Genomic DNA, 25,609 nt, shown 5'->3' with positions numbered 1-25,609 from the left:
CCAGACCGGCCCCCACCGAAAGCTTCACGCCCCAATCCTGCTCCGCCGCGGCCCGAACGACGATGCCTCGGGCCCCGACGTCACAAATTCCTAAGATGCGGCGGCCCGGGGGGCAAAAGGTAAGCCGTCCCGCGCGGCGGAACGGCTTACCAGAATCAGGTGATCAAAGGGTCTTCGAGGAGGTGTTCGAAGGCCAGTTCGGCCGCGCCGATCAGGGCCGCGTCGTTGCCGAGCTCGGGGGTGCGCAACCGGATGTTCTCCCGGCACGCGGGCAGGGCTATCGCGTTCAGACGGCTGCGGATCTGGGCCGCCGCCACCAGGTACACGTCGCGCAGGGTGCCGCCGAAGATCACGGCCTCGGGGTTGAAGATGTTCACCAGGTTGCCGACGCCGAAGCCGATCCACTCGCCGACCTGACGGACGGCGAACTGGGCCTGGCTGTCGCCGCGCATGGCCGCGTCGACCACGCCCAGCACCGCCTCGCGTCCGCTGTCGGGCGTGCGCCCGGCGTGCTTGAGCAGCGCGTACTCGCCGATCTCGGTCTCCCAGCAACCGCGGGAGCCGCAACTGCACTCACGTCCGTACGGGTTGACCACCATGTGGCCGACCTCGCCGCCGTAACCGCCGTGACCGGCCACGCGCCGGCCACCGACGATGATCCCGGCGCCCACCCCGACGTCGCCGTACAGGTAGATGACGTTGTCGCAGCCCGCCGCCGCGCCCCGGCTGTGTTCGACCAGGGCCGACACGTCGGCGTGGTTGCCCAGTGTCAGCTGGCCCAGCTCGCCGAGCTCGGTGCGCAGCGCGGCGCCGACCGGCTCCTCGACCCAGCCGATGGTGGGGGCCAGCCGGACCATGCCGTCGGCCCGTCGCACCAGCCCCGCGACCGCCACGCCGGTGCCGACGCAGCGGGTGTCGTCGGGCACGCCGGCACGCATCTCGTCGACGAACTCCGTCAGCGGCTGCACCGCGTCGAGCACCTGCATGCCGCGTGGCCGGCCGGTCTCGCGGCGGTCCAGGATGCGCCCGCCCAGCCCGACGCGGGCCGCCCGCAGGCGGTCCACCTCGATGCTCAGGGCGTACGCGTACACCCGGGACGACTCGGGCCGGACGACCAGCGACGGTCGCCCGGCCCGGCCGGTCTCTCGTGGTGCCGCCTCGCTGACCAGCCCTGCGGTGGTCAGATCGGCGGTCAGGGCCCCGATGGTGCTTCGGTTCAGGCCGAGCCGGTTGGTGAGTTCGGCCCGGGACGTCGCCCCGTGTACGTGTACGTACCGGAGCAACGTTCCGAGATTGTGCCGGCGCACCTCCTCCTGGCTGGGGCCGGCCCGCATCAGCGTGCCGTCCCCGGTTCCAGGCGGATCTCTTTCATCGGTTGCCGGTTGCGGCCGCTCTGCGCCGGGCCAGGGCGTCGACGCTCGCGGCGACCAGCAGGATCAGACCGGTCACGATGAACTTGGTGCCGGAGCTGAAGCCCATCAGGCCCATGCCGTTGTCGATGACGGCGATAACCGCGCCACCGATGACGGCGTTGATGATCTTGCCCTTACCGCCGAAGAGGCTGGTGCCACCGATGACGGCCGCGCCCACCGAGTACAGCAGGATGTTGCTGCCACCGGTGTTCGGGTCGACCGAGCTGGCCCGGCTGACGGCCATGATGCCGCCGATCGCGGCCATGAACGAGCCGATCACGAAGACCGAGATGCGGATCCGGTCGACGGGGATGCCGGCGCGGCGGGCGGCCTCGGTGTTGCCACCGACGGCGTAGACGTGCCGGCCGTAGCTGGTGCGGCCGAGCACGAAGGTCCACAGCACCAGGAAGAAGCCGATGATCGGGACGACGATCGGGACGCCCTTGAGCGAGTTGATCGCCGGGTTGATCGCGCGCTCCTGGGTCAGGATCGCGGTCGCCACCAGCAGCAGCACGGCGAGACCGCCGACGCGCATCAGCACGATGCCCATCGGGTCGGTGACCAGGCCACGCTTGGCCCGGCTGCGCACCTGGTTGAACTGCACGGCGGCGTAGCCGACGACCGCGCCGATGGCCAGGATCCAGCTCCACGTCACCGACAGGTTGTCGTTGTTCAGCGAGTTGAAGAACTCGTTGCGGGTGGAGATGTTGGTGCCGCCGCCGAGGAGCACGAGCAGCAGGCCCTGGAAGCCCAGGAACGCGGCCAGCGTGACGACGAACGACGGGATGCCGATCTTCGCGACCAGGAAGCCGAGGACGAAACCGATCACCAGGCCGGTGACCAGGGCGGCGGGGATGGCGGTGTACCACTCCCAGCCGTGGTTGGTCAGCAGGATCGCGACGACCGCGCCGCACACGCCACTGGCGAAGCCGGCGGAGAGGTCGATCTCGCCCAGCAGCAGGACGAAGACCAGGCCCATCGCGATGAACACGACCTGGGCGCCCTGGTTGAACAGGTTCGCGAAGTTGAGGCCGCTGACGAACGTGTCCCGGGCGATCGAGAAGATCAGGCTCAGGACGATGAGGCCGAGGATGGCCGGCAGGGCACCGAGGTCGCCGCCGCGCACCCGGCCCCAGTAATCGTTGATGTAGCTGCCGACGGTCGGCTTGATGACCTTGACGCCGCCGGCCGTGGTGGTCGTGGTGGTGCTCACTTGTCGCCTCCCGGCGTGATGTCGACGACGTCCCCGCCGAAGTCAGCCGGCTTCTCGGGAGGCAGGCCGATGTTGCCGCTGCGGCCGCCGGTGATGAGCTCCACCACCTGGGAGTGGGTCACATCGGTGGTCTTGACCTGGGCCGCCATCCGGCCGAGGTAGAGCGCCGCGATCCGGTCGGAGACCGCGAACACGTCGTTCATGTTGTGCGAGATCAGCACGACGCCGAGACCGTTGTCGGCCAGACGGCGGACGAGCTCGAGCACCTGGGCGGTCTGCGCGACGCCGAGGGCGGCGGTCGGCTCGTCCAGGATCACGATCTTCGAGTTCCACAGCACGGCCTTGGCGATCGCCACGGTCTGTCGCTGCCCACCGGAAAGGCTGGCGACGAGCTGTCGCAGCGACTTCAAGGTGCGCACCGAGAGGCTGGCGAGGGCGTCGCCGGCCATCTGTTCCATGGTCGGCTCGTCGAGCACGATGCCGCGCTTCTTCTCGCGTCCGAGGAACATGTTCTGGACTACGTCCAGGTTGTCGCACAGTGCCAGGTCCTGATAGACGACCTCGATGCCCAGCGCCGCCGCATCCGCCGGGCTGTGGATCGCGACCTGGTTACCTTCGAAGGTCACCGTGCCGGAGTCGATCTGATAGATGCCACTGATGCACTTGACGAGCGTCGACTTGCCGGCGCCGTTGTCGCCGACGAGCGCGGTGACCTCGCCGGGGTAGACGCTCAGGCCGACGTCGTGCAGGACTTGAACAGGACCGAAGCCTTTGTTGATCCCGCTGAGTTCCAGGAGGGGTGTCGCGGCCACAGTGGTTCTCCTTCGCTGAGTGACCGGGTTTGCCGCCCGCGGCGCACGGCCAGGGGCGGCAGGATGGGGGGTAACCCAATTCCGGCGCCGCCCACGCCCCCGTTGACCAGGGGATGAGCGGCGCCGTCGTCAATTCGGGTCTAGCCCGTCATCAGTTGAGGATTCTCAGCTGATTCCCGCTTCGGTGCAGAACTTCGCGAAGTCGGCGGTGCAGACCGCGTCCTTGGTGACGAAGCCGTCCGCGATGACGTCCTTGACGTTCTCCTTGGTGATCGACTGCGGGTCGAGCAGCACCGACGGAACCTCGTCGCCCGACTCCGGGTCCTTGGTGGTGCCGGTGGCCGTGGTCGGCTTCTGCTGCTTGGCCAGCGCGATCGCCAGCTCGGAGGCCGCGCTGGCCTCCTTCTTGATCGCCTTGTAGACCGTCATGCACTGGTCGCCGGCGAGGATGTTCTGCAGGCCCTGAACGGTGGCGTCCTGGCCGGTGACCGGGACCTGGCCGTTGAGCTTGTTCTTCTTCAGCACCGAGATGGCCGCGTTGCCGAGACCGTCGTTCGCCGCGAGAACGCCCTTGATGTTCTTGTTCGAGGTCAGCATCTGCTCGAAGATCGTGCCGGCCTGAGCGTTGTCCCAGTCCGGAACGTCCTGGTTCGGGCCCTTGAGGAAGGTGCCGTCGGCGTACTTCGGGTTCAGGACGCCGTCGTAGCCCTCAGCGAACAGGGTGGCGTTGTTGTCGGTCGGGGAGCCGTTGAGCTCGGCGACGACCGGCTTGGTGACCTTCTTGTCCTCGAGGCACTTGACCAGGCCCTCGCCCTGGAGCTTGCCGACCTTCACGTTGTCGAACGACACGTAGTAGTCGGCGCCGCCGCTCAGGGTCAGGCGGTCGTAGTCGATCGTCGCGATACCGGCCTTCTTGGCCTTCTCGAGGACGGCCTTACCGGTGCCGGAGTCGAGGTTGACGATCATGAGGACCTTGACGCCGCTCGAGATCATGCCGTCGGCGATGGTCTGGAACGCCGCCTTGTCGCCCTGCGCGTTCTGGATGTCAACCTGAACGCCGGCCGCGTCGAACGCTTCCTTCAAGAACTTCGGGTCGTCGGTGCCCCACCGCTGCGAGCTCTTGGTGTCAGGCAGGATGACGCCGACCTTGCCCGCAGCGGCCGAGTCGCCGCTGCCGCTGCCGGTGTCCGAGCCGCTGTCGTCGCCGCAAGCGGCAAGGCTGCCGGTGGCCAGCAGGCCGACCGCGGCAAGGGCGAACAGTCCCTTACGCATTCCTTGTTTCCTTTCGGGTAAATCCGGGTCTTCATCGGATTCGATGGTGTGCGCTGCGGGAGTGTCGCTCCCCGAGACGCCGAGAGATCAAAGTGATCAGGAGCTAGTTTGTTGTGTCCGGCAACGTATTCCTGTTGCGACCGGATACACAAGCGGTGCCGCCCGCCGATCTCGTAACCCGCCATAACAATCCGGCAACACGGCAGTGATAGAGGGCGTACGAACCTGGCGGGGGCGTGCCGATGGCCTCTGGTCGATCGCTGACGTGACTCACGATGTGACGCTAAGTCAGGTCAGCGCCCGGTCTGCACCATTCTCGGGAGAAAGATCCCCGCGGCGCGTAACGTTGTCGTAACGGCTTGCAGCCACTCGGACGAATCCGACCTTATGTCCGAATTGTCGCCGTAACCGCTTCCGTGAGGCGGATGAGATCGGCCGGCGCGAGGCCGGCCTGGAGCCCCCGACGCCCCGCCGAGACGTACATCCGGTCGAGTTCGAGGGCCGAGTCGTCGACCACGGTCGGCAGTTTCTTGCGCTGCCCGAGCGGGCTGATGCCCCCGCGCACGTATCCACTGCTGCGTTCGGCAGCCGCGCGATCGGCAAGGTTTGCCCGTTTGCCCCTGGCCGCCTGCGCGAGCGCCTTCAGATCGAGGTCACCGGTCACCGGCACCACGCCGACCACGAGGTCGCCGTCGACGTCCGCGATCAGCGTCTTGAAGACCCGCTCGGCCCCGATCCCCAGCGCCTCGGCCACGAGAGCGCCGTAGTTCGGCGAGTCGGGCGAGACGTCGTACGGGTGCAGGGTGTGCTCGACCTTGTGGGCGGTGAGCAGCGCGGTGGCCGGGGTGCCGGCCGCGGCCTTCTTAGCCATGGCGCGCACGCTACTCCCGCTTCACGGCCGGCAGAGGAGCACGGTCGGCGCGCCGGCCACCCGGGTCAGCACCATCGAGGCCGCCTCGGGCCCGGACAGCCTGAGGTCGCGTCGCAGTTGATCCGGTTCCAGCGCCGAGCCGCGCTTGCGGATCTCCAACCGGCCCACGCCACGCTCCCGCAGCAGCGCGCGCAGCCGTTTCAGCGAGAACCCCAGCACGTCGGTGATTTCGAGCCTTCGCCCGTACGGGGTCTCGTGCGGCTCGTCGGTGTAGACGTACGCGATGTCGGGGTCGGCCAGGCGGCCGTTCACGGTCGTGGCGAACTCGGCCACCAGATGCGACCGCACCACGGCCGGGTCGGGGTCGTAGACGTACGCCCCCACGCCGCCGACCGGCGCCCTCGCCTCCCCGCTGCCGGTCAGTTCGCTTTCCCCGGGCAGCAAGCTCGCGCGGCGCGGCACCCCGGCCAGCGGACCGCACCAGAACGCGGCCTCGACCAGGTCTCCGCCGACGCTGACCCACTCCCCCTCGGCGCCCGGCGGCAGCAACGCGTGATCGATCCCGGGGGCGAGCTTGAGCACCGTACGAGGGACGCGCGTGGCCAGACCGGCGACGAAGTCCCACGGCGGCGAGTAGGAAGCGGGGTCGAACACGCGGCCCCGACCGGCCCGGCGGCGGGCCGGGTCGGCAAAGACGGCTGCGAAGTCCTCCACCCGTACGGTCGTCGCGTCCGCGCACTCCACCCGGATCCGGTCGCCCAGCCCGAGCGCCTCGACGTTGGCCGCGGCGAACCCGGCGGTGACCGGATCGGCGTCGACCGCGTACACCTCGATGCCGGCCCGGGCCGCGGCGATCGCGTCGGAACCGAGCCCGCAGCCGAGATCGGCCAGTGTCCGCACCCCGGCCGCGGCGAGCCGGGCCGCCCGCCGGTTGGCCACCACCGCCCGGGTCGCCTGCTCGAGACCGGCCCGGGTGAAGAACATCGACTCCGCGTCCGGGCCGAACTTCGAGGTCGCCCGGCGCCGCAGATCGACCTGCGTCAGCGCGGCCGCGGCCAGGGCGGGTGGCACCCCGGCCGAGCGCAGCGCCGAGGCGGCGGCGAGCGGGTCGCCGGCGGCTGTCCCACCCGCCAGGGCCAGGGCATTCACCCCTTCGGGCGTACACAATGAGGTGGTCGGGTCGGCAGTCACGCAGGCATTCTCCCCGGCACAACGCGCGTTGGCACTCTGGTTGACGGAGTGCTAGTTCCGGCCTAATCTCCGATTAGCACTCTCAACATGAGGGTGCCAGCCGCAAGCCCATCCGGGCCTGTGGCTTGGCACCAGGCGGACCGGCACCCGCGACGACGGCCCCGCCCGGTGGCATGAGGCATCAGTCCGGCCAGAATCCGGCCGGCAAACCTGTACCCAGGAGGGTATGCCCGTGACTACCGCGACCAAGGTTGCGATCAAGCCGCTCGAGGACCGCATCGTGGTCCAGGCGAACGAGGCTGAGACGACCACGGCGTCGGGCATCGTGATCCCCGACACCGCCAAGGAGAAGCCGCAGGAGGGCACCGTCCTCGCTGTGGGCCCCGGCCGGATCGACGACAAGGGCAACCGCATCCCGGTTGACGTCCAGGTCGGCGAGACGGTCCTCTACTCGAAGTACGGCGGCACCGAGGTCAAGTACGCCGGCGAGGAGTACCTGGTGCTCTCCGCCCGCGACGTCCTCGCGGTCATCGAGAAGTGACCTACTGACAGTGCTGACCGCCCTGGCTCGTTACTGACGGGCCAGGGCGTTGGTGCGTGAAGGGACCATATATGGCGAAGATTCTCAGCTTCTCTGACGACGCCCGGCACCTGCTCGAGCACGGCGTCAACTCGCTCGCCGACACGGTCAAGGTCACCCTCGGCCCGCGCGGCCGCAACGTCGTTCTGGACAAGAAGTTCGGCGCGCCCACGATCACCAACGACGGCGTCACCATCGCCAAGGAGATCGAGCTCACCGACCCGTACCAGAATCTCGGTGCGCAGCTGGTCAAGGAGGTGGCGACCAAGACCAACGACGTCGCCGGCGACGGGACCACCACCGCCACCGTGCTGGCCCAGGCGCTGGTGCGTGAGGGCCTGCGCAACGTGACCGCGGGCGCCAACCCGATCGGTCTCAAGCGCGGCATGGACCAGGCCTCCGAGGTCGTGTCCAAGGCTCTGCTGGCCAAGGCGGTCGAGGTCGCCGATCACAAGGCGATCGCGAACGTGGCCACCATCTCGGCCCAGGACGCCACGATCGGCGAGCTGATCGCCGAGGCGATGGACCGGGTCGGCCGCGACGGTGTCATCACCGTCGAGGAGGGCTCGGCCATGGCGACCGAGCTCGAGGTCACCGAGGGTCTGCAGTTCGACAAGGGCTTCATCTCGCCGAACTTCGTGACCGACGCCGAGTCGCAGGAGGCCGTCCTCGAGGACGCGCACATCCTGATCACGACCCAGAAGATCTCCAGCATCGAAGAGATGCTCCCGCTTCTGGAAAAGGTTCTGCAGTCCGGCAAGCCGCTGCTGATCATCGCGGAGGACGTCGAGGGCCAGGCCCTGTCCACGCTGGTGGTCAACGCGCTGCGCAAGACGCTGAAGGTGGCCGCCGTCAAGGCGCCCGGCTTCGGCGACCGCCGCAAGGCGATGCTGCAGGACTTGGCGATCGCCACCGGTGGCGAGCTGGTCGCCCCCGAGCTGGGCTACAAGCTCGACCAGGTCACCCTCGACATGCTGGGCACCGCCCGGCGCATCGTGGTCGACAAGGAGAACACCACGGTCGTCGACGGCGGCGGTCAGTCCTCCGAGGTCACCGACCGGGTCTCGCAGATCCGCAAGGAGATCGAGGCCTCCGACTCCGACTGGGACCGCGAGAAGCTGCAGGAGCGGCTGGCCAAGCTGTCCGGCGGCATCGCGGTGATCAAGGTCGGCGCCGCGACCGAGGTCGAGATGAAGGAGCGCAAGCACCGCATCGAGGACGCCATCGCGGCGACCAAGGCCGCGGTCGAGGAAGGCACCGTCCCCGGCGGCGGCGCTGCCCTGGCCCAGGTGGCCACGGAGCTCGACGGCGGTCTGGGCCTCACCGGTGAGGAAGCGATCGGTGTCTCCATCGTCCGCAAGGCGCTGGTGGAGCCGCTGCGCTGGATCGCGCAGAACGCCGGCCACGACGGCTACGTCGTGGTGGGCAAGGTCGCCGAGCTCGGCTGGGGCCACGGCCTCAACGCGGCCACCGACGAGTACGTCGACCTGGCCGCGGCCGGCATCATCGACCCGGTGAAGGTGACCCGCAGCGCGGTCTCCAACGCCGTCTCGATCGCCGGTCTGCTGCTGACCACGGAAAGCCTCGTGGTCGACAAGCCGGCCGAGCCGGAGCCCGCCGACGCCGGCGGCCACGGCCACAGCCACGGTGGCCACGGCCACCAGCACGGCCCCGGCTTCTGAGCCGACAGCTCATCAGAAAGGGCGCGCCCCGCAGGGGGCGCGCCCTTTCCGCATCCGGGCCCGTGCCCGGAGTCGCGCGGCGGCGGTAGAGTGCGGCCGTGGAAATCCGGGCTTCCGACAAAGATCGTGAGCGCACGGTGGCCGACCTCGAGCGGCACGCCGGCGCGGGACGCCTCACGCTGGACGAGTTCGCCGAGCGGGCCAAGCTCGCCCACGGCGCCCGCACCCTCAACGAGCTGGCCGCCGTGGTCAACGACCTGCCGGCCGACGCCCAGCCGGCCGGCGCCGCCGCCACCACGGCCGAGGAGCCGAGCCGCGACCTGCTCATCCTCTTCGCCGTGGCCGCGGCCACGCTCGTGCTGCTCGGCTTCTTCATCGCCCTGATCCGCGCCTGACCCACGCCGCCGAGCGCGGCTCAGCGGGCCGCCCTACCCGAGCGCGGCTCAGCGGGCCGCCCTACCCGAGCGCGGCTCAACGGGCCGCCCTACCCGAGCGCGGCTCAACGGGCCGCCCTACCCGAGCGCGGCTCAACGCCCGGCCGTACCGAGCCCGGCTCGGCTCAGCGCCCGGCTGTACCGAGCGCACTTGGCGTCAGCGCGACGCTGACGCCGGCTCGTTCGGGCCGGGGACGCGCTCGCCGTGCCACGAGCGCCACAACGCCGCGTACGGGCCGTTCGCCGCCACCAGCTCGTCGTGCGAGCCCAGCTCAGTGATCCGCCCGTCCTCGACGACGGCGACCCGGTCGGCGTCGTGGGCCGAGAACAACCGGTGCGCGATCGCCACGACCGTGCGCCCGTGCAGCACCGCGGCCAGCGAGCGTTCGAGATCGCGGGCCGCCCGCGGGTCGAGCAGCGAAGTCGCCTCGTCGAGCACCAGCGTGTGCGGGTCGGCCAGCACCAACCGGGCCAGGGCCAGCTGCTGCGCCTGCGCCGAGGTCAGCGGATGACCGCCCGACCCGACCACCGTCCCGAGCCCCGCCGGCAACGCCAGCGCCCACTCCAGCGCGTGCACCGCGGCCAGCGCCGACCGCACCTCGTCCTCGGCCGCACCCGGGCGCACCATCGCGATGTTGTCGCGGACCGTGCCGATGAACACGTGATGCTCCTGCGTGACCAGTGCCACCTCGCTGCGCAGCCGATGGAGCGGCAGGTCGTGCAGCGGCACCCCGCCCACGGTGATCGAACCGCCGGTCGGCTCGTGCACGCCGGCCAGCAACCGGCCCAGCGTCGACTTGCCCGCGCCGGACGGGCCGACCACGGCCAGCCGCTCGCCCGGTTCGAGAGTCAGGTCGAGGCCGTGCAGCACCTCGCGCCCGGCCACATAGGAGAACCGCAGGTCGCGGATCTCGATACGGGACCCGTCGGGCTCGCCGCCGGCGCTCACGGGGGCCTCGTCGCCCGCCGCCACGCCGAGCAGCCGGGCCAGCGAGGCCGCCCCGATCTGCACCTCGTCGAGCCAGCCGAGCAGCCGGTCGAGCGGGTCGATCAACAACTGCACATAGATCACCGCGGCCGTCAGCTGCCCGAGCGACACCGCGCCGTGCAGATAGAGCCAGCCGCCCACGAGCAGCGTGGCCACGACCGGAAGCACATAGCTCACCTCGATGACCGGGAACCACACCGTACGGAGGAAGAGGGTGTATTTCTCGGCGATCCACGACCGGTGCAGGTCGGCGTCGGAGCGATCGATCCGCTGCTGCTCGCGGCGCAGCGCGTCGACCGTGCGGGCGCCCTCGACCGTCTCGGCCAGGCCGTCGGTCACCGTGGAGTAGACCGCGTTCTGACGCAGATATCCCGCGGGGGCCCGGCGCAGATACCACCGGGTGCCGGCCACGATGATCGGAACGGCGACGAGCAGCGGCAACGCGAGCAGCGGCCCGGTCAGGACCAGAGCGCCGACCACCAGCGCCACCGTGATCAGCGCGATCATCGTCTCGGGCACCGCGAGCCGCACACACCTCGACAGCGCGTCGACGTCCCGGGTCGTACGGGTGAGAAGGTCTCCGGAGCCGGCCCGCTCCACGGTGGAGAGCGGCAGCGCGAGCACCCGCTCGACGAACTCCTCGCGGAGCCGGGCCAGCACCTGTTCGCCCAGCCGGGCCGAGGCGAAATAGGCGAACCGGACCAGGACCGCCTGCAGCACGACGAACCCGGCGATCGTCGCGGCCAGGCGGTCGACCACGCCGACGCCCTCGCCGTGCCGGATCGCCTCGACCAGGTCACCGAGCAGCCGGGGGCCGACGAGCCCGGCGACGGCGGCCAGCACATGCAGCCCGACAGTCAGGCCGAGCGCTCGCGGATAGCGTCGCAGCAGCTCACGGGCGTATCGCCGGACTTGGGCCGGGCCGGCGACCGGAAGCAGATTGCTCACGCCTCCTCCTCTCGCAGCACCGTGCGGGCGTAACGAGGCTCGTCATCGAGCAGGCCGCGGTGGGTGCCGGACGCCACGACCCGGCCCTGGTCGACGAAGATCACCCGGTCGGCGCGGTCGAGCACGAGCGGGCTGGACGTGCAGATCACCGTGGTGCGACCGGCGCGGGCGGCCACCAGACGGTCGGCGATGCGGGCCTCGGTGTGCGCGTCGACCGCGCTGGTCGGCTCGACCAGAATCAGCGTGCCGGGGTCGGCGACCAGCGCGCGCACCAGGCGCAACCGTTGCTGCTGGCCACCCGAGAAGGTGCGGCCGCGCTCGGCGACCTCGCTGTCGAGGCCGTCGGGCAGCGCCTCGACGATGTCGGTGGCGGCCGCCGTGCGCAGCGCCTCGGACAGCCCGCCGTCGCCATGAGGATCGAGGTCGGCGCGCATCGGGCCGGTGAACAGCCGGGCGTCGTTGTCGGCGACGAGGATCCGCTCGCGCACGGTGGCCAGCTCGAACGCGCCGAGCGGAACGCCGTCGATCATCGCGCCGTCGGCGTAGCGGCCGAGCCGGTCGGCGATCGCGGCGGCCTCGGCGGGCACGGTGGCGACGATCGCCGTCGCCCGCCCGGGAAGGATCTGCACGCCGGACGCCGGGTCGGTCAGCGGGCCGCGGAACCGCGCGGGCTCTACGGGGGTCGCCGGGTCGGGCAGATCGGTCCGCGAGCGCAACATCGACACCACCCGCCGGGCCGAGACGTGGCCGCGGGTCAGTTTGTCGATCGCCTCGGTGAGCTGCCGCAACGGCGTGACCAGGAAGGCCGCGTAGGCGTAGAAGGAGACCAGCTGGCCCACGGTGATCTGCCCGTCCAGCGCGAACCGGGCGCCCAGCCACGTGACCAGCACCAGGAAGACGCCCGGCAGCAGCACCTGGGCCGCCTCGAGCAGCGACTCGACCCGCGCCGTCCGCACCCCGGCCGCGCGCAGCACCTGCGACTCCTCGCGGTAGCGCTCGCCCATCACCGCCTCGCCGCCGACACCCCGCAGCACGCGCAGGCCGCCCACCAGATCGGCCGCACGCCCGGTGAGCAGGCCCTGCTGCTCGCGGGAGGCCTGCTGGCGGCGGTGCAGCGGACGGATGAGCAGCCCGACGATCGCCATCAGCAGCGGCACCCCGAGCACGACGACCAGGCCGAGCGGCACCGAAGTGGTGAGCAGGATGATCGTCACGGTGACGACGGCCAGGAGCGAGCCGGTGCCCCGGGCGGTGATGTCGATCGCCGAGCCGATCTGGCGGATGTCGGACGTGCCGATCGCGACGACCTCGCCGGTGTCGAGCCGCCGGGACAGCGCCGAGCCCAGCCGGGCGGCGTGGCGCACCGTGACCTGGACCGTCGTGAACATGCCGCCCAGGAAGTTGACGACCGCGAACCGGTGCCGGCCGACCCCGAAGGCGGCCTGGCCGATGCCGGCCGCGAGCAGCACCAGGCTCCAGGTGAGCAGGCCCCGGCGGTCGCCGTCGGTGGCCGCGTCGATCGCCTTGCCGACGATCGCGGGGACGAACGCCTGGCAGAGCATCCAGAGGACCGCGAGCGCGATCGCCGCGTACACCGATCGCCAGTATTGCCGGACCAGCCAGCGCAGATAGCGGACGGGGGAACGGTCATCGGGTGGGCCGGGGTCGGCGTCGGGGAGGTTCTTCATCGCGGATCCGACGTTACGGCCGGGGTACGACAGTTTGCGACGCGTTTTCGGGCCGCGGCGACAGCTAGCGGTCGACGGGTGTGAAGTCCCACACGTGGGCGGCCCGGGCGATCAGGTGGGGCGGCGGCGCGGGCAGAGTTTCCGGGCTGTGCCGCCACTTCGAGATGACCACGATGCGGTTGTCGGTGGACGAAAACACGTCGCTCGACATGTGCTGCGGCAACACCTCGATGTGCGGCACGGCCACATCACACACCCAGGTCAGCAGCTCGTCGAAGCCGCTGAGCGAGGCGCGTATCTCCCACATCCGCGCGATCATGCTGGCTTCCTACCCCGCCACGCTGACCGCGGTCAATGGCATCGCCGAGTCTGCAGGCAGATCGAGACGACTGGGCGCCACGCCGGCCGCGACGAGCCGCGAGCCGAGCGCCGCCACCATGGCGCCGTTGTCGGTGCACAGCGCGGGCCGGGGCACGCGCACCTCGATGCCGTGCTTGGCCGCCCGCTCGCCGGCCAGCACCCGCAGCCGCGAGTTGGCCGCCACTCCGCCGCCGATCACCAGGGTGCGGACGCCGTTCGTACGGCAGGCCTCGATCGCCTTGGCGGTGAGCACATCGCAGACAGCCTCCTGGAACGAGGCCGAGACGTCGGCGATCGGCACCGGCTCGCCGTCGCGTTCGCGGGCCTCGACCCATCGGGCCACGGCCGTCTTGAGCCCGGAGAACGAGAAGTCGAACCGGTGGGCGGCGAGATCCTTGGGCGCGGTGAGCCCGCGGGGGAACGCGATCGACGCCCGGTCGCCTTCCTGAGCCGTACGGTCGATGATCGGTCCCCCGGGGAAGCCGAGCCCCAGCAGGCGCGCCACCTTGTCGAAGGCCTCGCCGGCGGCGTCGTCGATCGTGGCGCCCAGCGGCGTGACCCCGTTGGTGAGATCGTCGACCAGCAGCAACGAGGAGTGTCCACCCGAGACGAGCATCGCGATCGCCGGTTCGGGCAGCGGTCCGTGCTCGAGGGTGTCGACGGCCACATGCGCCGCCAGGTGGTTGACGCCGTAGATCGGCTTTTCCGCGGCCAGGGCGTAACCCTTGGCCGCCGCCACGCCCACGAGCAGTGCCCCGGCCAGACCGGGTCCGCTGGTCACGGCGATCGCGTCGAGGTCGGCCAGGGTGACCCCGGCCTCGTCGAGCGCGCGCTGCATGGTCGGCACCAGCGCCTCGAGGTGGGCCCGGCTGGCCACCTCGGGCACCACCCCGCCGAACCGGGCGTGCTGGTCCACACTCGACGCCAGCGCGTCGGCCAGCAGGGTGTGGCCCCGGACGATGCCGATGCCGGTCTCGTCGCAGGAGGTCTCGATCCCGAGAACCAGGGGCTCGTCAGCCATTGCGCATCATCACCAGGGCGTCCGTGTTGCTCGGTTGGTAGTAGCCGCGACGGAGGCCGACGGGCTCGAAATCGTACGTGGCGTAGAGGCGCTGTGCGGGCTCGTTGTCGACCGCGACCTCGAGCAGGGTCTGCTTGATCTCCAGCCGGTGGGCCTCGTCGAGCAGCGCCTCGAGCAGCCGGCGCCCGGTGCCCCGCCGCTGGACCGACCGGCGTACGGCGATGTTCTGCACCCACGCCTCGTCCTGGGTGGCTGCGAGTCCGCCGTACCCGAGAACCTCGTCTTCGCCCTCGAGCGCGACGACGTAGAAGTTGCGCTGCGCCAGCTCGTTCCAGAACATCGCCGGCGTCCACTTCTCGTCGCCGAACAGGTCCGCCTCCATCGGGACCACCTCGGCGATGTGCCACCAGCGGAAACGCTCGATCCGCATCAGGTCAGCACCGGTTTGCGGCCGGCGGGCTCGACGGCGTCGGGCCGGCGCAGATAGAGCGGCGTCAGGATTTCCGATGGCGCCCCCGCGCGGATGCGCTCGGCGGCCAGGGCGACCAGGGCGGCGCCGGGCGGATAGAGCAGGTGCTCCTCGACCGGCACGGCGAAGAGGTCGCCGTACTTCAGAGCGCCCTCGCCCGCGGCCCGGTCGACCAGGCCGTCGACGCCGGGCGCGGACGCCTCGGACAGCCGGCCGGTCAGGTCGGCGCCGTCGTCGCGGGCGGTGGCCTGACCGATCAGGTTCGCCGCCTCGGCCCGGGCGAGCGCGGCCGCGACCCGGGCGGCGTCCGCGCCGACCAGCGACATGGCCGCCTCGATCGTCTCGGATTCGGCCAGGGCGGCCGCGTCAGTGGCGGCGCTGTTGCGGGCGCGGCTGCGGGCCGGGGTGCCGGCGCGGACCAGCGCCGCGGCCACATCACCCGGACGGGCGACGTCGGGACCGAGGACGCGTACGCCGTCAAGGTAGGTCGCGAAGTAGACCTCGCGCCGGCGGGCGTCGGTCGCGATCAGCACCCGGCCCGGTCCGGCCGCCCGGCCGAGGCCGTCGAGCGAGCACACCCCGTACGTCGGGATGCCGAGCGCCTGGGCCATGCTCGCCGCCGTGGCCAGCCCGACCCGCAGGCCGGTGAACGGACCGGGCCCGAGCCCGGCCACGATCGCCCCCAGGTCGCGCGGCCGCACCCCCGATTCGGCCAGCGTGGCCTCGATCGCGGGGGCCAGTTTCTCCCCGTGCGCGCGAGGGTCGACGGTGCGCCGCTCGGCCAGGCCACGAAGGCCGTCGGCGGTCACCTCGACCAGCGCGGCGGTCGAGGCGGGGGTCGCGGTGTCCAGAGCCAGTACCAGCACGTTCCCGACCCTAACCCGCGGTGCGCGGATCCCAGTTGATGACCGGGCGCCCGCCGTCGGCCAAGGCCTTGTTGGCCGCGCTGAACGGGCGGGCGCCGCGGAAGCCCTCACGGTTGAGCGGGCTCGGGTGCCCGGCCTCGAGCACGATGTGGGCCGGGTTGGTGATCAGCGCCGCCTTCTTGCGCGCGTAACCGCCCCAGAGCAGGAACACCACCCGGTCGTCGCGAGCGTTCAGCGCCCGGATCGTGGCATCGGTGAACGCCTCCCAGCCCTTGCCCCCGTGCGAGGCAGCCGCTCCCGCGCGCACCGTCAGCACCGCGTTGAGCAGGAGCACGCCCTGTTGCGCCCAGCCGGTGAGATCGCCGGCGGCGGGCGGGGCGACCCCGACGTCCTCGGCGAGCTCCTTGAACACGTTGCGCAGCGACGGCGGGATCTTCACGCCCTCCCGCACGCTGAAGCTGAGCCCGTGAGCCTGACCGGGACCGTGATAAGGATCCTGCCCCAGGATCAGCACCCGGGTCTGCTCGGGCAGGCACAGCCGGTACGCCGAGAAGAGGTCCTCGATCGGCGGATAGATCGTGTGCGCCGCGTATTCCGACGCCACGAACTCGCCCAGCGCGGCCGTGGCCTTCTCGTCGAGAAAGCCGGCGAGCTCGGCTCGCCATTCGGCCGGCAGCAACTCCGCCAGGTTCAAGATCACTCCTCGGTCTGCAGGTTCGCGATGCGTGCGGCCCAGTCTCCGCCGTGCGGGATCAGCTCGGCCACCCGGGTGTCGTCGTCCAGGCGGTCGAGCCGCACCCGCAGATATTCGTCGTTGAGCTGCTCGACCATGCCCGCGCCCCACTCCACGACGGTGACCGCGTCGTCGGCCGAGGCGTCCAGGTCGAGGTCGTCGATCTCGGCCCGCGGGTCGGGGCTGTCACCCAGCCGGTACGCGTCCGCGTGCACCAGCGAAATCCGTCCCCGGTGGACGCGGGCGATCACGAACGTCGGCGACGTGATCGCGTCGGTCACGCCGAGCCCGGCCCCGATGCCCTGCACGAGCGCCGTCTTGCCGGCGCCGAGCGGCCCGGTCAGCAGCAGCAGATCACCGGCGCGCAGGATCGACGCCAGCCGCCGCCCGAACGCACGGGTGTCCTCCACGGTGGTCAGCTTCACGAGATCTTGTCCAGGAACGGCAGCAGCGCGGCGTTGACTTCGTCGGCCTTCTCCAGCATCACGACATGTCCACTGTTATCGATCTTTACGAGCTCGGCCTCGGGCAGGTGCCGCAGGATCTCCTCGGAATGGGTCACCGGCGTCAGATAGTCCCGCGTGCCGACGATCACCAGCACGGGCGTGCCGCGCAGGGCCGACAGCGCCGGGAAACGGTTGTGCGTGTACAGCGTGCGCAGATATTTGGTCAGCGTCTCGGCCGAGGTCTTGGAGTTCATGGTCTCCACGAACGTGACCAACGACGGACTCGGCTTGGGCTCACCGAAGCCGTACCGCCGGGTGAGCAGCCAGGCCAGATCGGAGGACACCATCCGGGCCCGGTCGATCGAGGTGCCGCCCAGGTGGGCCGCCTTGCCCCAGAGCGGGAAGAACGGCGCGCTGGCCCGGGCCACCAGCGACGGAAGGCCCAGCTTGGTCTTGTCGATCAGACCGGCCGACGTGGACATCAGCACGACGCCGGTGACCCGCCGGCCGAACCACTCCGGGTACTGCTCGGCGAACGCCATGATCGTCATGCCGCCCATCGAGTGTCCGACCAGGATGATGTGGCCCTCGGGGCAGGTGCGGTCGAGCACCGCGGCCAGCGATTTGCCCAGCGCGGCGATGTCGTACTCCCCGGACTTGAGCCGGCTCGACCGGCCGTGACCGGGCTGGTCGTAGAAGACGAGACGGTGGTCGCCGCGCTCGGCGAGGGCCTTGCGCTGGAAATAGAACGTGCCCATGTCGAGCGCGAAGCCGTGCACGAAGACGATGGTGGGCCGGTCGCCCTCCACCCTCGGTTCGACGATCTCAACGTGCAGCTCGGTGCCGTCGGCCGCGGTGACGGTCATCTCGCGGTCGAAGGGCTGGTCGCCGAACGGCTCGTCCATGTGCGGGTCGCCGGGCGCGCTGATCGAGCGCCGCACCAGCACCCGCTCGACGGCGAAGGCGGTGGCCAGGCCCGCGGCCAGCACACCGACGGCCGCGCCGGCCAGACCGACCTGTTTGGCCCGCTTGCCGGCCGGGCTCACTCCGCACCTCCCTGATAGACCCGGGGCACCCGGGTGCTGCCGAACCGGGTGACGATCTCGTAGTTGATCGTGCCGGCCACCTCGGCCCAGTCGTCGGCCGTCGGCCCGCCGTCGTCGCCCGGCCCGAACAGCGTCGCCACGTCGCCCGCGACCACCGGGTCGTCGCCGACGTCGAGGACGATCTGATCCATGCAGACACGGCCGGCCACCGTACGCCGTTTGCCGCCGAGCTGGACCGGCCCCGCGTTGGACGCCGCCCGGGGCACGCCGTCCGCATAGCCCAGCGGCACCAGGGCCAGGGTGGTCTCGCGCTCGGTGAAATAGGTGTGGCCGTAGGAGACGCCCTGACCGGCCGGCACCCGCTTGGTCAGCGCGACCCGGGCCCGCGCCGTCATGGCCGGGCGCAGCCCGTACGACTCCCCCGCGACCGGCGACAGGCCATAGACCGCGATCCCCGGGCGTACGAGGTCGTAATGCGCGTCGGGCCGGGTCAGCGTGGCCGCCGAGTTCGCGATGTGCCGGTAGCGCGGGGTGATGCCGGAGCGCTCGGCGGTCGCCAGCCCCTCGGCGAAGACGGCCAGCTGGTGGTCGATGGTCTCGTGACCGGGCGCGTCCGCGGAGATGAAGTGGCTCCAGACGCCGACCACGTCGATGTCGCCGTCGGCCTGCGCCTTGGCCGCCGCCTCGAGCAGCGCCGGCCACTCGGCCGGGGTCGCGCCACCGCGGGACAGGCCGGTGTCGAGCTTGAGATGGACCCGGGCCGTGCGCTCGGCCCGCCGGACCGCCGTCACCAGCTCGCCGAGCAGCTCGAGGCTGCCCGCGCTGAGGTCGATGCCGGCTTCCACGCCCTCGTGCAGCGGCAACCCGGGCGAGTGCAGCCAGGCCAGCACGGGCACCTCGAAGCCGGCTCGGCGCAACGCCAGCCCCTCGTCGAGAGTCGCCACGCCCAGCCAGGTCGCCCCGCCGGCGAGCGCGGCCCGCGCGGAGGGCAGCATGCCGTGCCCGTAGCCGTCGCCCTTGACGACGGCCATCACCTCGGCGGTCGTCCTGGCGCGCAGCAACGCGACGTTGTCCCGGATGGCGTCCAGATCGATCCGGACCTCGGCCTGCCACATGATTCCAGCCTACTGACCGGTCAGATCACGGACGGTGTGACGCAGAGCGGAGGCTATGTCGGGCGCGGTGACCGGGCCCTCCCCGGCGGCCCGGCGACCGGCCAGCCCATGCGCGTACGCCGCCGCGGCCGCGGCCCGCTCGGCCGGCACGCCACCGGCCAGCAGCGAACCCAGCAGCCCGGCCAGCACGTCGCCGCTGCCCGCCGTGGCCAGCGCGGACGAGCCCGTCGGATTGGCCCACACCTCGCCGCCCGGGGTGGCCACGATCGTCCGGTCGCCCTTCAGCAGCACCACCGCGTTCATCCACGCGGCCAGCTTGAGCGCCGCGCCGGCCCGGTCGTGGCCGGGCGCCTCGCCGGCCAGCCGCTTGAACTCGCCGTCGTGCGGGGTGACCACCACCGGGGCGTCACGGCGCAGGTCCGTGGCGTGCTTGCCGTCGATCAGCAAGGTCAGCGCGTCGGCGTCGAGCACCACGGGCAACGCGGTGGCCAGCACGCTGCGCAGCGTCGTGCGGGCCTCGTTGCCGGTGCCCAGCCCCGAGCCGCACACCCAGGCCTGCACCCGCCCGGCGTCGGCGACCCGGGGCACGGCCACGACCGAGGGGTGCGCGCGCACGACCTCCTCATGGGCGCTGCCCGCATAGCGCACCATGCCGGTCGGGCCGGCCAGGGCGCCGCTCACGCCGAGCAGGGCGGCCCCCGGATAGGTCGCCGAGCCGGTGGCGATGCCGACCACGCCACGCGTGTATTTGTCGGAGGTGGGACCGGGATGCGGCCACCACGAGGCGACGTCCTCGGAGTCGGGCACGCAGACCGCGGGGTCGGACCGCCGCACCGGCCCGAGACCGATGTCGACCAGCTCGACCTGGCCGCAGCGCACCGCGGCCGGGCCGATCACGTGAGCGGGCTTCAGGCAGCCGAAAGTCACCGTGACGTCGGCCGTGACGGCGGCGCCGGGCACGTCACCGGTGTCGACGGCCACGCCGCTCGGCACGTCGACCGCCACCATCACGGCGCGAGCCCCGGAACGCCCGCGCAACTTGCCGGCCCGCTCGACCACCTCGGCCGCCGCCGCGCGCAGGCCGCCGCTGGCCCCGATGCCGACGATGCCGTCGAGCACCAGATCGGCCCGGTCGGGCAACTCACCGACGGTGAAGCCGCCCGCCGCGCGCAGGGCCCGCAGCCCGGCCAGGTGGACCCGCTCGGGCCGCATGAGCAGCGCGCGCACCTGGGCGCCCCGCCGGGCCAGGGTGGCGCCGGCATAGAGCGCGTCGCCCCCGTTGTCGCCGCTGCCCACCAGCAGCACCACGCGCGCGCCGTAGACGCCGCCCGCGTCCTCCAGCAGCAGCGCGCAACGCCTGGCCAGCCCGGCCGCGGCCCGCTGCATCAGCGTGCCCTCGGGCAGCGTCGCCATCAGCTTCTGCTCGGCCGCGCGCACATCCGCCACCCGCCATGCCTGCCGCATCGATCCTCCAGCCATCTCGTGTTGCCGACGGTTCTAGCGCATCGCTGCGACATTTTCTCGCCGCGCCTGCTCAAGTCTGATCAGGACCATGCCAGCTCTCCACCCACCGTTGCCCGGCGCTCCCCACCGTTGCCCGGCGCTCCCCACCGTTGCCCGGCGCTCTCCACCGTTGCCCGGCGCTCCCCCAGCTGCGCGGCGTTCCCCGCAGCTGCCCGGCGCTCCCCACCGTTGCCCGGCGCTCCCCGCAGCTGCCCGGCGTTCCCCGCAGCTGCCCGGCGCTCCCCGCAGCTGCCCGGCGCTCCCCGCAGCTGCCCGGCGCTCCCCGCAGCTGCTGCTCAGGATTCGGCGACGACCATGGCCGAGGCGATGCCGCCGTCGTGCGAGAGGGACAGATGCCACCGGTTGACCCCGCGCTCGGCCGCGACCGCGGCCACCGTGCCCGAGACGGTCAGCCAGGGGCGGCCGTCGGGATCGGCAACGATCTCGCAGTCGTGCCACAGCATGCCCGCGGGAGCGCCCAGCGCCTTGGCCACCGCCTCTTTGGCCGCGAAGCGGGCGGCCAGCGACTCGGCCGACCGCGGATTGCCGGACGCGGTCAGCCGCTCACCCTCGGTGAACAGCCGGGTCGCCATCAGCGGCGTCCGGTCGAGAGCGCGGGCGAAGCGCTCCACCAGCACAACATCGATGCCGACAGCCACGATCACGGCCCAACCCTATCGGTTGTCAGTGCTCGGCATCCGGGCCTGTGGACAACCACCGGCGTTGTCCACAGGCCGCCCCACGGCGGGTTTGCGACCCCTAAATTCGTCGCATCCGTTCGCCGCTTCCGGAGGTTGCTGATGAATCCCGATCTCGAGGTCGACACCGAGGCACTACGGCGCGCGGCCTCGGCCGTGGCCGCCACCGGCGACCGGGTGACCGACGCGGCCGCCGGTGAGCCACCACCCCCGCAGGTCCCGCGCTGGGCCACGGTCGACGCGGCCCATCTGGCCGGCGAGGCCGCCCGGCAGCAACTGACGGTGATCGGCGCCGAGATCGAGGAGACCGCCCGCCGCATCGCCTCCGCGGCGGACGACTACGAGCTGGCCGACTCCCGCGCCGCCACCCGCCTGCGGCTGACCCGATGACCACCGCCGTCCACGCTCGGCTGCGCGCCACCGACCCGGCCCGCTGGCGAGCCCTCGCCCTCTCCTGGCGCCACTGGGCCGAACGGGCCGGCCACCTGATCGCCGAGCTGGTTCCCCGCCTGGCCGCGCTGGCTTCGGCGTGGCACGGAAGCGCGGCCGCCGCGGCCGGCCGCCGCCTGGCCGAGCTGCGCCGCAGGCTGGTCCTGTTCCGCATGCGTTGCTGGCATGCCGACCAGGTGGCCAGCGAGTTCGCCGCCGCCCTGACGCGGGCGAAGGCGCTGCTGTCTCGAGCCCTCGCCGCCGGTGCAGTCGACCCAGCCGGCAGCGGACCTCCTGCCAGTACCCCCGCCCCGGGTGCCTCTTTCTCTCCTGCCGCCCACCGCACCAGGGCTGCTGTCCCTGGCGCCGGGGGCGCTGCTTCTGGCGCCGGGGGTGCTGCTTCTGGCGCCGGGGGTGCTGCTCCGGGCGCCGAGGCTGCTGTTCCGGGTGCCGGTGAGCTGGCCGCGGCGCTGGCGCTGGCGGCGCGGGCCGATGCCGAGGCCGCCGAGCGGCTGGCGGAGCTGGCGGCGGCGATCCGCGCCCCGGCTACGGCGCCCGGTCCCGACCGGCCCAGCTGCGCCACCTCGCCCGCCGATGTGCGCCGGTGGTGGGCCGGGCTCCCGGTCGAGCAGCGGAACTGGCTCCTTGCGACCGAGGCGTCTTGGCTGTCCCGGCTCGACGGGCTGCCCGCCGCCGACCGGGACGTCGCGAACCGCCTTCTGCTCGACGACCGGCGGGCCGAGATCGACCGGGCGATCGCCGGGGCCACCGGCCGGCAGCGTGACCGGCTGCGTGCCGTGCGCGACGGGCTGGCCCGGCTCGGTGACCGGCTCGCCGACGACTCCGGGCCCCGGGCCTATCTGCTGCGGCTCGACGTGGCCGGGGAGGGCCGTGCGGTGGTGGCGCTGGGCGATCCCGACCGGGCCGGCAGCGTGCTCACCCATGTGCCGGGGATGACGGCCGATCTGGCCTCGTTCGGCGGGGAGCTGGCCCGGGCCGAGCGGGTCGCCGTGCGCGCCGCCGAGGTGAACCCGGCCGCCTCGACCAGCGCGGTGCTGTGGCTCGACTACGACGCGCCCGACTTCGTCGACGAGGCCGCGACCGCCCGCCGGGCCGAGGCCGGGGCGCCCGCGCTGCGGCACTTTCAGGACGGTCTTCGAGCGGCGCACGAGGGTCCGCCGGGGCGGCAGGTGCTGCTCGGGCACAGCTACGGTTCGCTGGTTGTCGGCCGGGCGGCCGCTGCCGGGGGTCTCGATGCCGACAGCGTGGTGTTCGTGGGTTCGCCCGGCGTGGGCGTCGATTCGGCCCGCGACCTGCGGGTGCCGTCGGGCGAGGTCTGGTCGAGCACGTCACGCGGCGACGTGATCCAGTACGCAGCAGTGTCCCCGAGCAGTCTGGCGGGCGATCTTGCTCTGGCCGGCACCGTCCCCGGGATCGGCGCGCTGATCGCCTTTGGACGCCCGGAACGCGACCTGTGGTTCGGCCACAATCCGAGCGACCCGGCCTTCGGCGCCCACGTCTTCGCCAGCGCGCCGGGCGGAGGCCACGTCGGCTACTGGGAACCAGGTTCGCCCTCGCTCGAAACCCTGACCGCAATCACCCTGGGTTCGGCCCGATGAGTCCGCCTCCGAAGCCACGACACGCGCGGCGCCCACGCCAACGGCCGCCACCACGCCGACGACCGGCACGAACGGCCGCTACCGCGCGGGCGACCGGCACGATGACGATCGACGCTAACGGCCGCCACCACGGTGGCGGCCAGCACGAACGGTCGCTACCGCGCCTGCGACCGGCACGATGACGGCCAGCACGAACGGCCGCCACCACGCGGGCGGCCGGCGCGATGACGGCCGACGCTAACGGCCGCCACCGCGCTGGCGAGCAGCACGATGACGGCCGGGCGGAAAGGTGGTGCGGGGTTACTCGACGGTGACGGACTTGGCCAGGTTGCGGGGCTGGTCGACGTCGTGGCCGCGGGCGGAGGCGATCTCGCAGGCCAGCACCTGCAGGGGCACGGTGGTCATCAGGGGGGCCAGCAGCGTCGGGGTCGCGGGGACGGTGATGAGGTGGTCAGCGTAGGGGCGGACGTCCTCGTCGCCCTCCTCGGCGATCACGATGGTGCGGGCGCCGCGGGCGCGGACCTCCTGGATGTTGGAGACGACCTTGTCGCGCATGACGCCGCGGCCGGCTGGGGAGGGCACCACGCAGACGACCGGCGTGCCCTCGTCGATCAGGGCGATCGGGCCGTGCTTGAGCTCTCCGGCGGCGAAGCCCTCGGCGTGCATGTAGGCGAGCTCCTTGAGCTTGAGCGCGCCCTCCAGGGCCACCGGGTAGCCGACGTGCCGGCCGATGAACAGCACCGTGGAGGCGGTCTTGAGGTCGCGGGCGAGTTCGCGCACGTCCTCCATGCGGCCCAGCAGGGTGCGCAGGCTGTCGGGGGTCTGCTGCAGCTTCTCGACCACGGCGGCGACCTCGTCGGCGTACATGACGCCGCGGATCTGGGCCAGGTGCAGCCCGATCAGGTAGCAGGCGACCAGCTGGGTGAGGAACGCCTTGGTCGAGGCCACCGCGATCTCGGGGCCGCCGTGCGTGTAGAGCACCGCGTCGGACTCGCGCGGGATCGTCGAGCCGTTGGTGTTGCAGATCGCCAGCACCCGGGCCTTCTGCTCCTTGGCGTGACGCAGCGCCATCAGCGTGTCCATCGACTCGCCGGACTGGCTGATCGCGACCACCAGGGTGGAGCGGTCGAGGATCGGGTCGCGGTATCGGAACTCGCTGGCCAGCTCCACCTCGCACGGGATGCGGACCCAGTGCTCGATGGCGTACTTGGCGACCATGCCCGCGTGGTAGGAGGTGCCACAGGCCACGATGAAGATCTTGTCGACGTCGCGGAGGTCCTGGTCGGTCAGGCGGACCTCGTCGAGCACGATCTCGCCGCGCTCGGAGAGGCGGCCGAGCAGGGTGTCGGCGATCGCCTGGGGCTGCTCGGCGATCTCCTTGAGCATGAAGTAGTCGTGACCGCCCTTCTCGGCGGCCGAGGCGTCCCAGTTGATGTGGAACTCGTGGCCCTGCTGGACCGAGCCGTCGAAGCCGGTGATCTCGATGCCGGCCGGGGTGATCAGGACGACCTGGTCCTGGCCCAGCTCGATCGCCTCGCGGGTGTGCTCGATGAACGCGGAGACGTCGCTGGCCAGGAAGTTTTCCCCGTCGCCGCGGCCCACGACCAGCGGCGAGTTGCGGCGGGCGGCGACGACCGCGTCGGGCACCTCGACGTCGATGGCCAGCAGCGTGAACGCGCCCTCGAGGCGGCGCACAGTGCGGCGCATGCCCTCGGCGAGCAGCTGCGGACCGTCGGCCATGCCGGACTCGCGGAGCTGACGCACCTCGGCCGCCAGGAGGTGGGCGGCGCATTCGGTGTCGGTGTCGCTGGCGAACTCGACGCCGGTCGCCTCGAGCTCGGCGCGCAGGCGGGCGAAGTTCTCGATGATGCCGTTGTGGATGACCGCGACACGGCCGTCCTTCGAGACGTGCGGGTGCGCGTTGCGGTCGGTCGGACCGCCGTGCGTCGCCCACCGGGTGTGCCCGATGCCGGTCAGACCGGCGGCGATGCGCGAGTCCCCGGCCTCGGAGAGAGCCTTCTCCAGGTTGGCCAGCTTGCCGGCCTTCTTCTCGGTCAGAACAGCGCCGTTCTCCACGACGGCCACACCGGCGGAGTCGTACCCGCGGTATTCCAGCCTGCGCAGTCCGTCAAGAACGATGCTGAGCGCCGGTCGACCGCCGACGTACCCCACGATGCCACACATGGCCGAGAGCCTAGCCGACTTCCGCTCAC

24 protein-coding genes are annotated in these 25,609 nt (G+C 71.8%); 5 read left to right on the top strand and 19 right to left on the bottom strand.

The features are described from left to right. Positions 1-155: 155 nt before the first annotated feature. The 6 genes from ACZ3I4_RS03215 to ACZ3I4_RS03190 all read right to left on the bottom strand — a co-directional run bounded on the left by ACZ3I4_RS03215 (position 156) and on the right by ACZ3I4_RS03190 (position 6,771). Positions 156-1,334 carry an ROK family transcriptional regulator gene (locus tag ACZ3I4_RS03215; protein WP_465380177.1) on the bottom strand — a complete coding sequence of 393 codons (1,179 nt, stop codon included), beginning with the start codon at positions 1,332-1,334 and terminating at the stop codon, positions 156-158. A 34-nt stretch (positions 1,335-1,368) separates the two neighbouring features. Then, positions 1,369-2,625, bottom strand: coding sequence for a sugar ABC transporter permease (locus tag ACZ3I4_RS03210; protein ID WP_465380176.1), 1,257 nt, complete (start codon positions 2,623-2,625; stop codon positions 1,369-1,371). Next, positions 2,622-3,437, bottom strand: a complete 816-nt coding sequence (locus ACZ3I4_RS03205) for an ATP-binding cassette domain-containing protein (RefSeq protein WP_465380175.1) — start codon at positions 3,435-3,437, stop codon at positions 2,622-2,624. Before ACZ3I4_RS03205 ends, ACZ3I4_RS03210 begins: the two co-directional genes overlap by 4 nt. 165 nt (positions 3,438-3,602) lie before the next feature. Further along, positions 3,603-4,709, bottom strand: a complete 1,107-nt coding sequence (locus tag ACZ3I4_RS03200; protein WP_465380174.1) for a sugar ABC transporter substrate-binding protein — start codon at positions 4,707-4,709, stop codon at positions 3,603-3,605. Positions 4,710-5,094: 385 nt separating this feature from the next. Next, positions 5,095-5,580 carry a Cys-tRNA(Pro) deacylase gene (gene ybaK / locus ACZ3I4_RS03195; RefSeq protein ID WP_465380173.1) on the bottom strand — a complete coding sequence of 162 codons (486 nt, stop codon included), beginning with the start codon at positions 5,578-5,580 and terminating at the stop codon, positions 5,095-5,097. 21 nt (positions 5,581-5,601) lie between these two features. Next, the gene (locus ACZ3I4_RS03190; RefSeq protein WP_465380172.1) at positions 5,602-6,771 is read right to left on the bottom strand and encodes a class I SAM-dependent methyltransferase; all 1,170 of its coding nucleotides are present in this window, start codon (positions 6,769-6,771) and stop codon (positions 5,602-5,604) included. Positions 6,772-6,997: 226 nt separating this feature from the next. Here ACZ3I4_RS03190 and groES point away from each other — a divergent pair, with 226 nt between their 5' ends. From groES to ACZ3I4_RS03175, 3 genes are all read left to right on the top strand, one after another. Further along, entirely contained in the window at positions 6,998-7,312 is a 315-nt protein-coding gene (gene groES / locus ACZ3I4_RS03185; protein WP_106131245.1) for a co-chaperone GroES, read from the top strand. A 71-nt stretch (positions 7,313-7,383) separates the two neighbouring features. Next, positions 7,384-9,033, top strand: coding sequence for a chaperonin GroEL (gene groL / locus ACZ3I4_RS03180; protein WP_465380171.1), 1,650 nt, complete (start codon positions 7,384-7,386; stop codon positions 9,031-9,033). Between the two features lie 98 nt (positions 9,034-9,131). Continuing rightward, a complete protein-coding gene (locus tag ACZ3I4_RS03175) occupies positions 9,132-9,428 on the top strand; it encodes a DUF1707 SHOCT-like domain-containing protein (protein WP_465380170.1) in 297 nt (98 codons plus the stop codon). A 196-nt stretch (positions 9,429-9,624) separates the two neighbouring features. Here the strand turns inward: ACZ3I4_RS03175 and ACZ3I4_RS03170 are convergent, their stop codons facing one another. From ACZ3I4_RS03170 to ACZ3I4_RS03115, 12 genes are all read right to left on the bottom strand, one after another. Then, entirely contained in the window at positions 9,625-11,403 is a 1,779-nt protein-coding gene (locus tag ACZ3I4_RS03170) for an ABC transporter ATP-binding protein (RefSeq protein ID WP_465380169.1), read from the bottom strand. After that, entirely contained in the window at positions 11,400-13,091 is a 1,692-nt protein-coding gene (locus ACZ3I4_RS03165) for an ABC transporter ATP-binding protein (RefSeq protein ID WP_465380168.1), read from the bottom strand. Before ACZ3I4_RS03165 ends, ACZ3I4_RS03170 begins: the two co-directional genes overlap by 4 nt. A gap of 64 nt (positions 13,092-13,155) precedes the next feature. Next, a complete protein-coding gene (locus ACZ3I4_RS03160; protein WP_465380167.1) occupies positions 13,156-13,410 on the bottom strand; it encodes a hypothetical protein in 255 nt (84 codons plus the stop codon). A gap of 9 nt (positions 13,411-13,419) precedes the next feature. Beyond that, entirely contained in the window at positions 13,420-14,472 is a 1,053-nt protein-coding gene (tsaD, locus tag ACZ3I4_RS03155; RefSeq protein WP_465380166.1) for a tRNA (adenosine(37)-N6)-threonylcarbamoyltransferase complex transferase subunit TsaD, read from the bottom strand. Further along, on the bottom strand, positions 14,465-14,902 hold the full coding sequence (gene rimI, locus ACZ3I4_RS03150) for a ribosomal protein S18-alanine N-acetyltransferase (RefSeq protein WP_465380165.1): 438 nt from the start codon (positions 14,900-14,902) through the stop codon (positions 14,465-14,467). Before rimI ends, tsaD begins: the two co-directional genes overlap by 8 nt. Next, entirely contained in the window at positions 14,902-15,807 is a 906-nt protein-coding gene (tsaB, locus tag ACZ3I4_RS03145) for a tRNA (adenosine(37)-N6)-threonylcarbamoyltransferase complex dimerization subunit type 1 TsaB (RefSeq protein WP_465380164.1), read from the bottom strand. Before tsaB ends, rimI begins: the two co-directional genes overlap by 1 nt. Positions 15,808-15,817: 10 nt before the next feature. Next, positions 15,818-16,501 carry a uracil-DNA glycosylase gene (gene ung, locus ACZ3I4_RS03140; protein WP_465380163.1) on the bottom strand — a complete coding sequence of 228 codons (684 nt, stop codon included), beginning with the start codon at positions 16,499-16,501 and terminating at the stop codon, positions 15,818-15,820. Between the two features lie 2 nt (positions 16,502-16,503). Beyond that, positions 16,504-16,965, bottom strand: a complete 462-nt coding sequence (gene tsaE, locus ACZ3I4_RS03135; RefSeq protein ID WP_465380162.1) for a tRNA (adenosine(37)-N6)-threonylcarbamoyltransferase complex ATPase subunit type 1 TsaE — start codon at positions 16,963-16,965, stop codon at positions 16,504-16,506. Next, positions 16,962-18,032: an alpha/beta fold hydrolase gene (locus ACZ3I4_RS03130; protein ID WP_465380161.1), complete on the bottom strand. Its 1,071-nt coding sequence runs from the start codon at positions 18,030-18,032 to the stop codon at positions 16,962-16,964. The genes tsaE and ACZ3I4_RS03130 overlap by 4 nt, the downstream gene beginning before the upstream one ends. Beyond that, complete coding sequence (alr, locus tag ACZ3I4_RS03125; protein WP_465380160.1) at positions 18,029-19,147, bottom strand: alanine racemase; 1,119 nt, start codon at positions 19,145-19,147, stop codon at positions 18,029-18,031. The genes ACZ3I4_RS03130 and alr overlap by 4 nt, the downstream gene beginning before the upstream one ends. A gap of 9 nt (positions 19,148-19,156) precedes the next feature. Then, a complete protein-coding gene (locus tag ACZ3I4_RS03120) occupies positions 19,157-20,611 on the bottom strand; it encodes an NAD(P)H-hydrate dehydratase (protein WP_465380159.1) in 1,455 nt (484 codons plus the stop codon). A 335-nt stretch (positions 20,612-20,946) separates the two neighbouring features. Beyond that, positions 20,947-21,315 carry a holo-ACP synthase gene (locus tag ACZ3I4_RS03115; RefSeq protein WP_465380158.1) on the bottom strand — a complete coding sequence of 123 codons (369 nt, stop codon included), beginning with the start codon at positions 21,313-21,315 and terminating at the stop codon, positions 20,947-20,949. A gap of 135 nt (positions 21,316-21,450) precedes the next feature. Here ACZ3I4_RS03115 and ACZ3I4_RS03110 point away from each other — a divergent pair, with 135 nt between their 5' ends. Next, positions 21,451-21,738 carry a hypothetical protein gene (locus ACZ3I4_RS03110; protein ID WP_465380157.1) on the top strand — a complete coding sequence of 96 codons (288 nt, stop codon included), beginning with the start codon at positions 21,451-21,453 and terminating at the stop codon, positions 21,736-21,738. Further along, positions 21,735-23,396: an alpha/beta hydrolase gene (locus ACZ3I4_RS03105; RefSeq protein WP_465380156.1), complete on the top strand. Its 1,662-nt coding sequence runs from the start codon at positions 21,735-21,737 to the stop codon at positions 23,394-23,396. The genes ACZ3I4_RS03110 and ACZ3I4_RS03105 overlap by 4 nt, the downstream gene beginning before the upstream one ends. Before the next feature lie 300 nt (positions 23,397-23,696). Here the strand turns inward: ACZ3I4_RS03105 and glmS are convergent, their stop codons facing one another. After that, positions 23,697-25,580, bottom strand: coding sequence for a glutamine--fructose-6-phosphate transaminase (isomerizing) (glmS, locus tag ACZ3I4_RS03100; RefSeq protein WP_465380155.1), 1,884 nt, complete (start codon positions 25,578-25,580; stop codon positions 23,697-23,699). Between the last annotated feature and the right edge of the window lie 29 nt (positions 25,581-25,609).

The organism is Actinoplanes sp. NPDC021490 (assembly GCF_055562135.1).
This window is presented reverse-complemented; position numbering and strand designations above follow the sequence as displayed.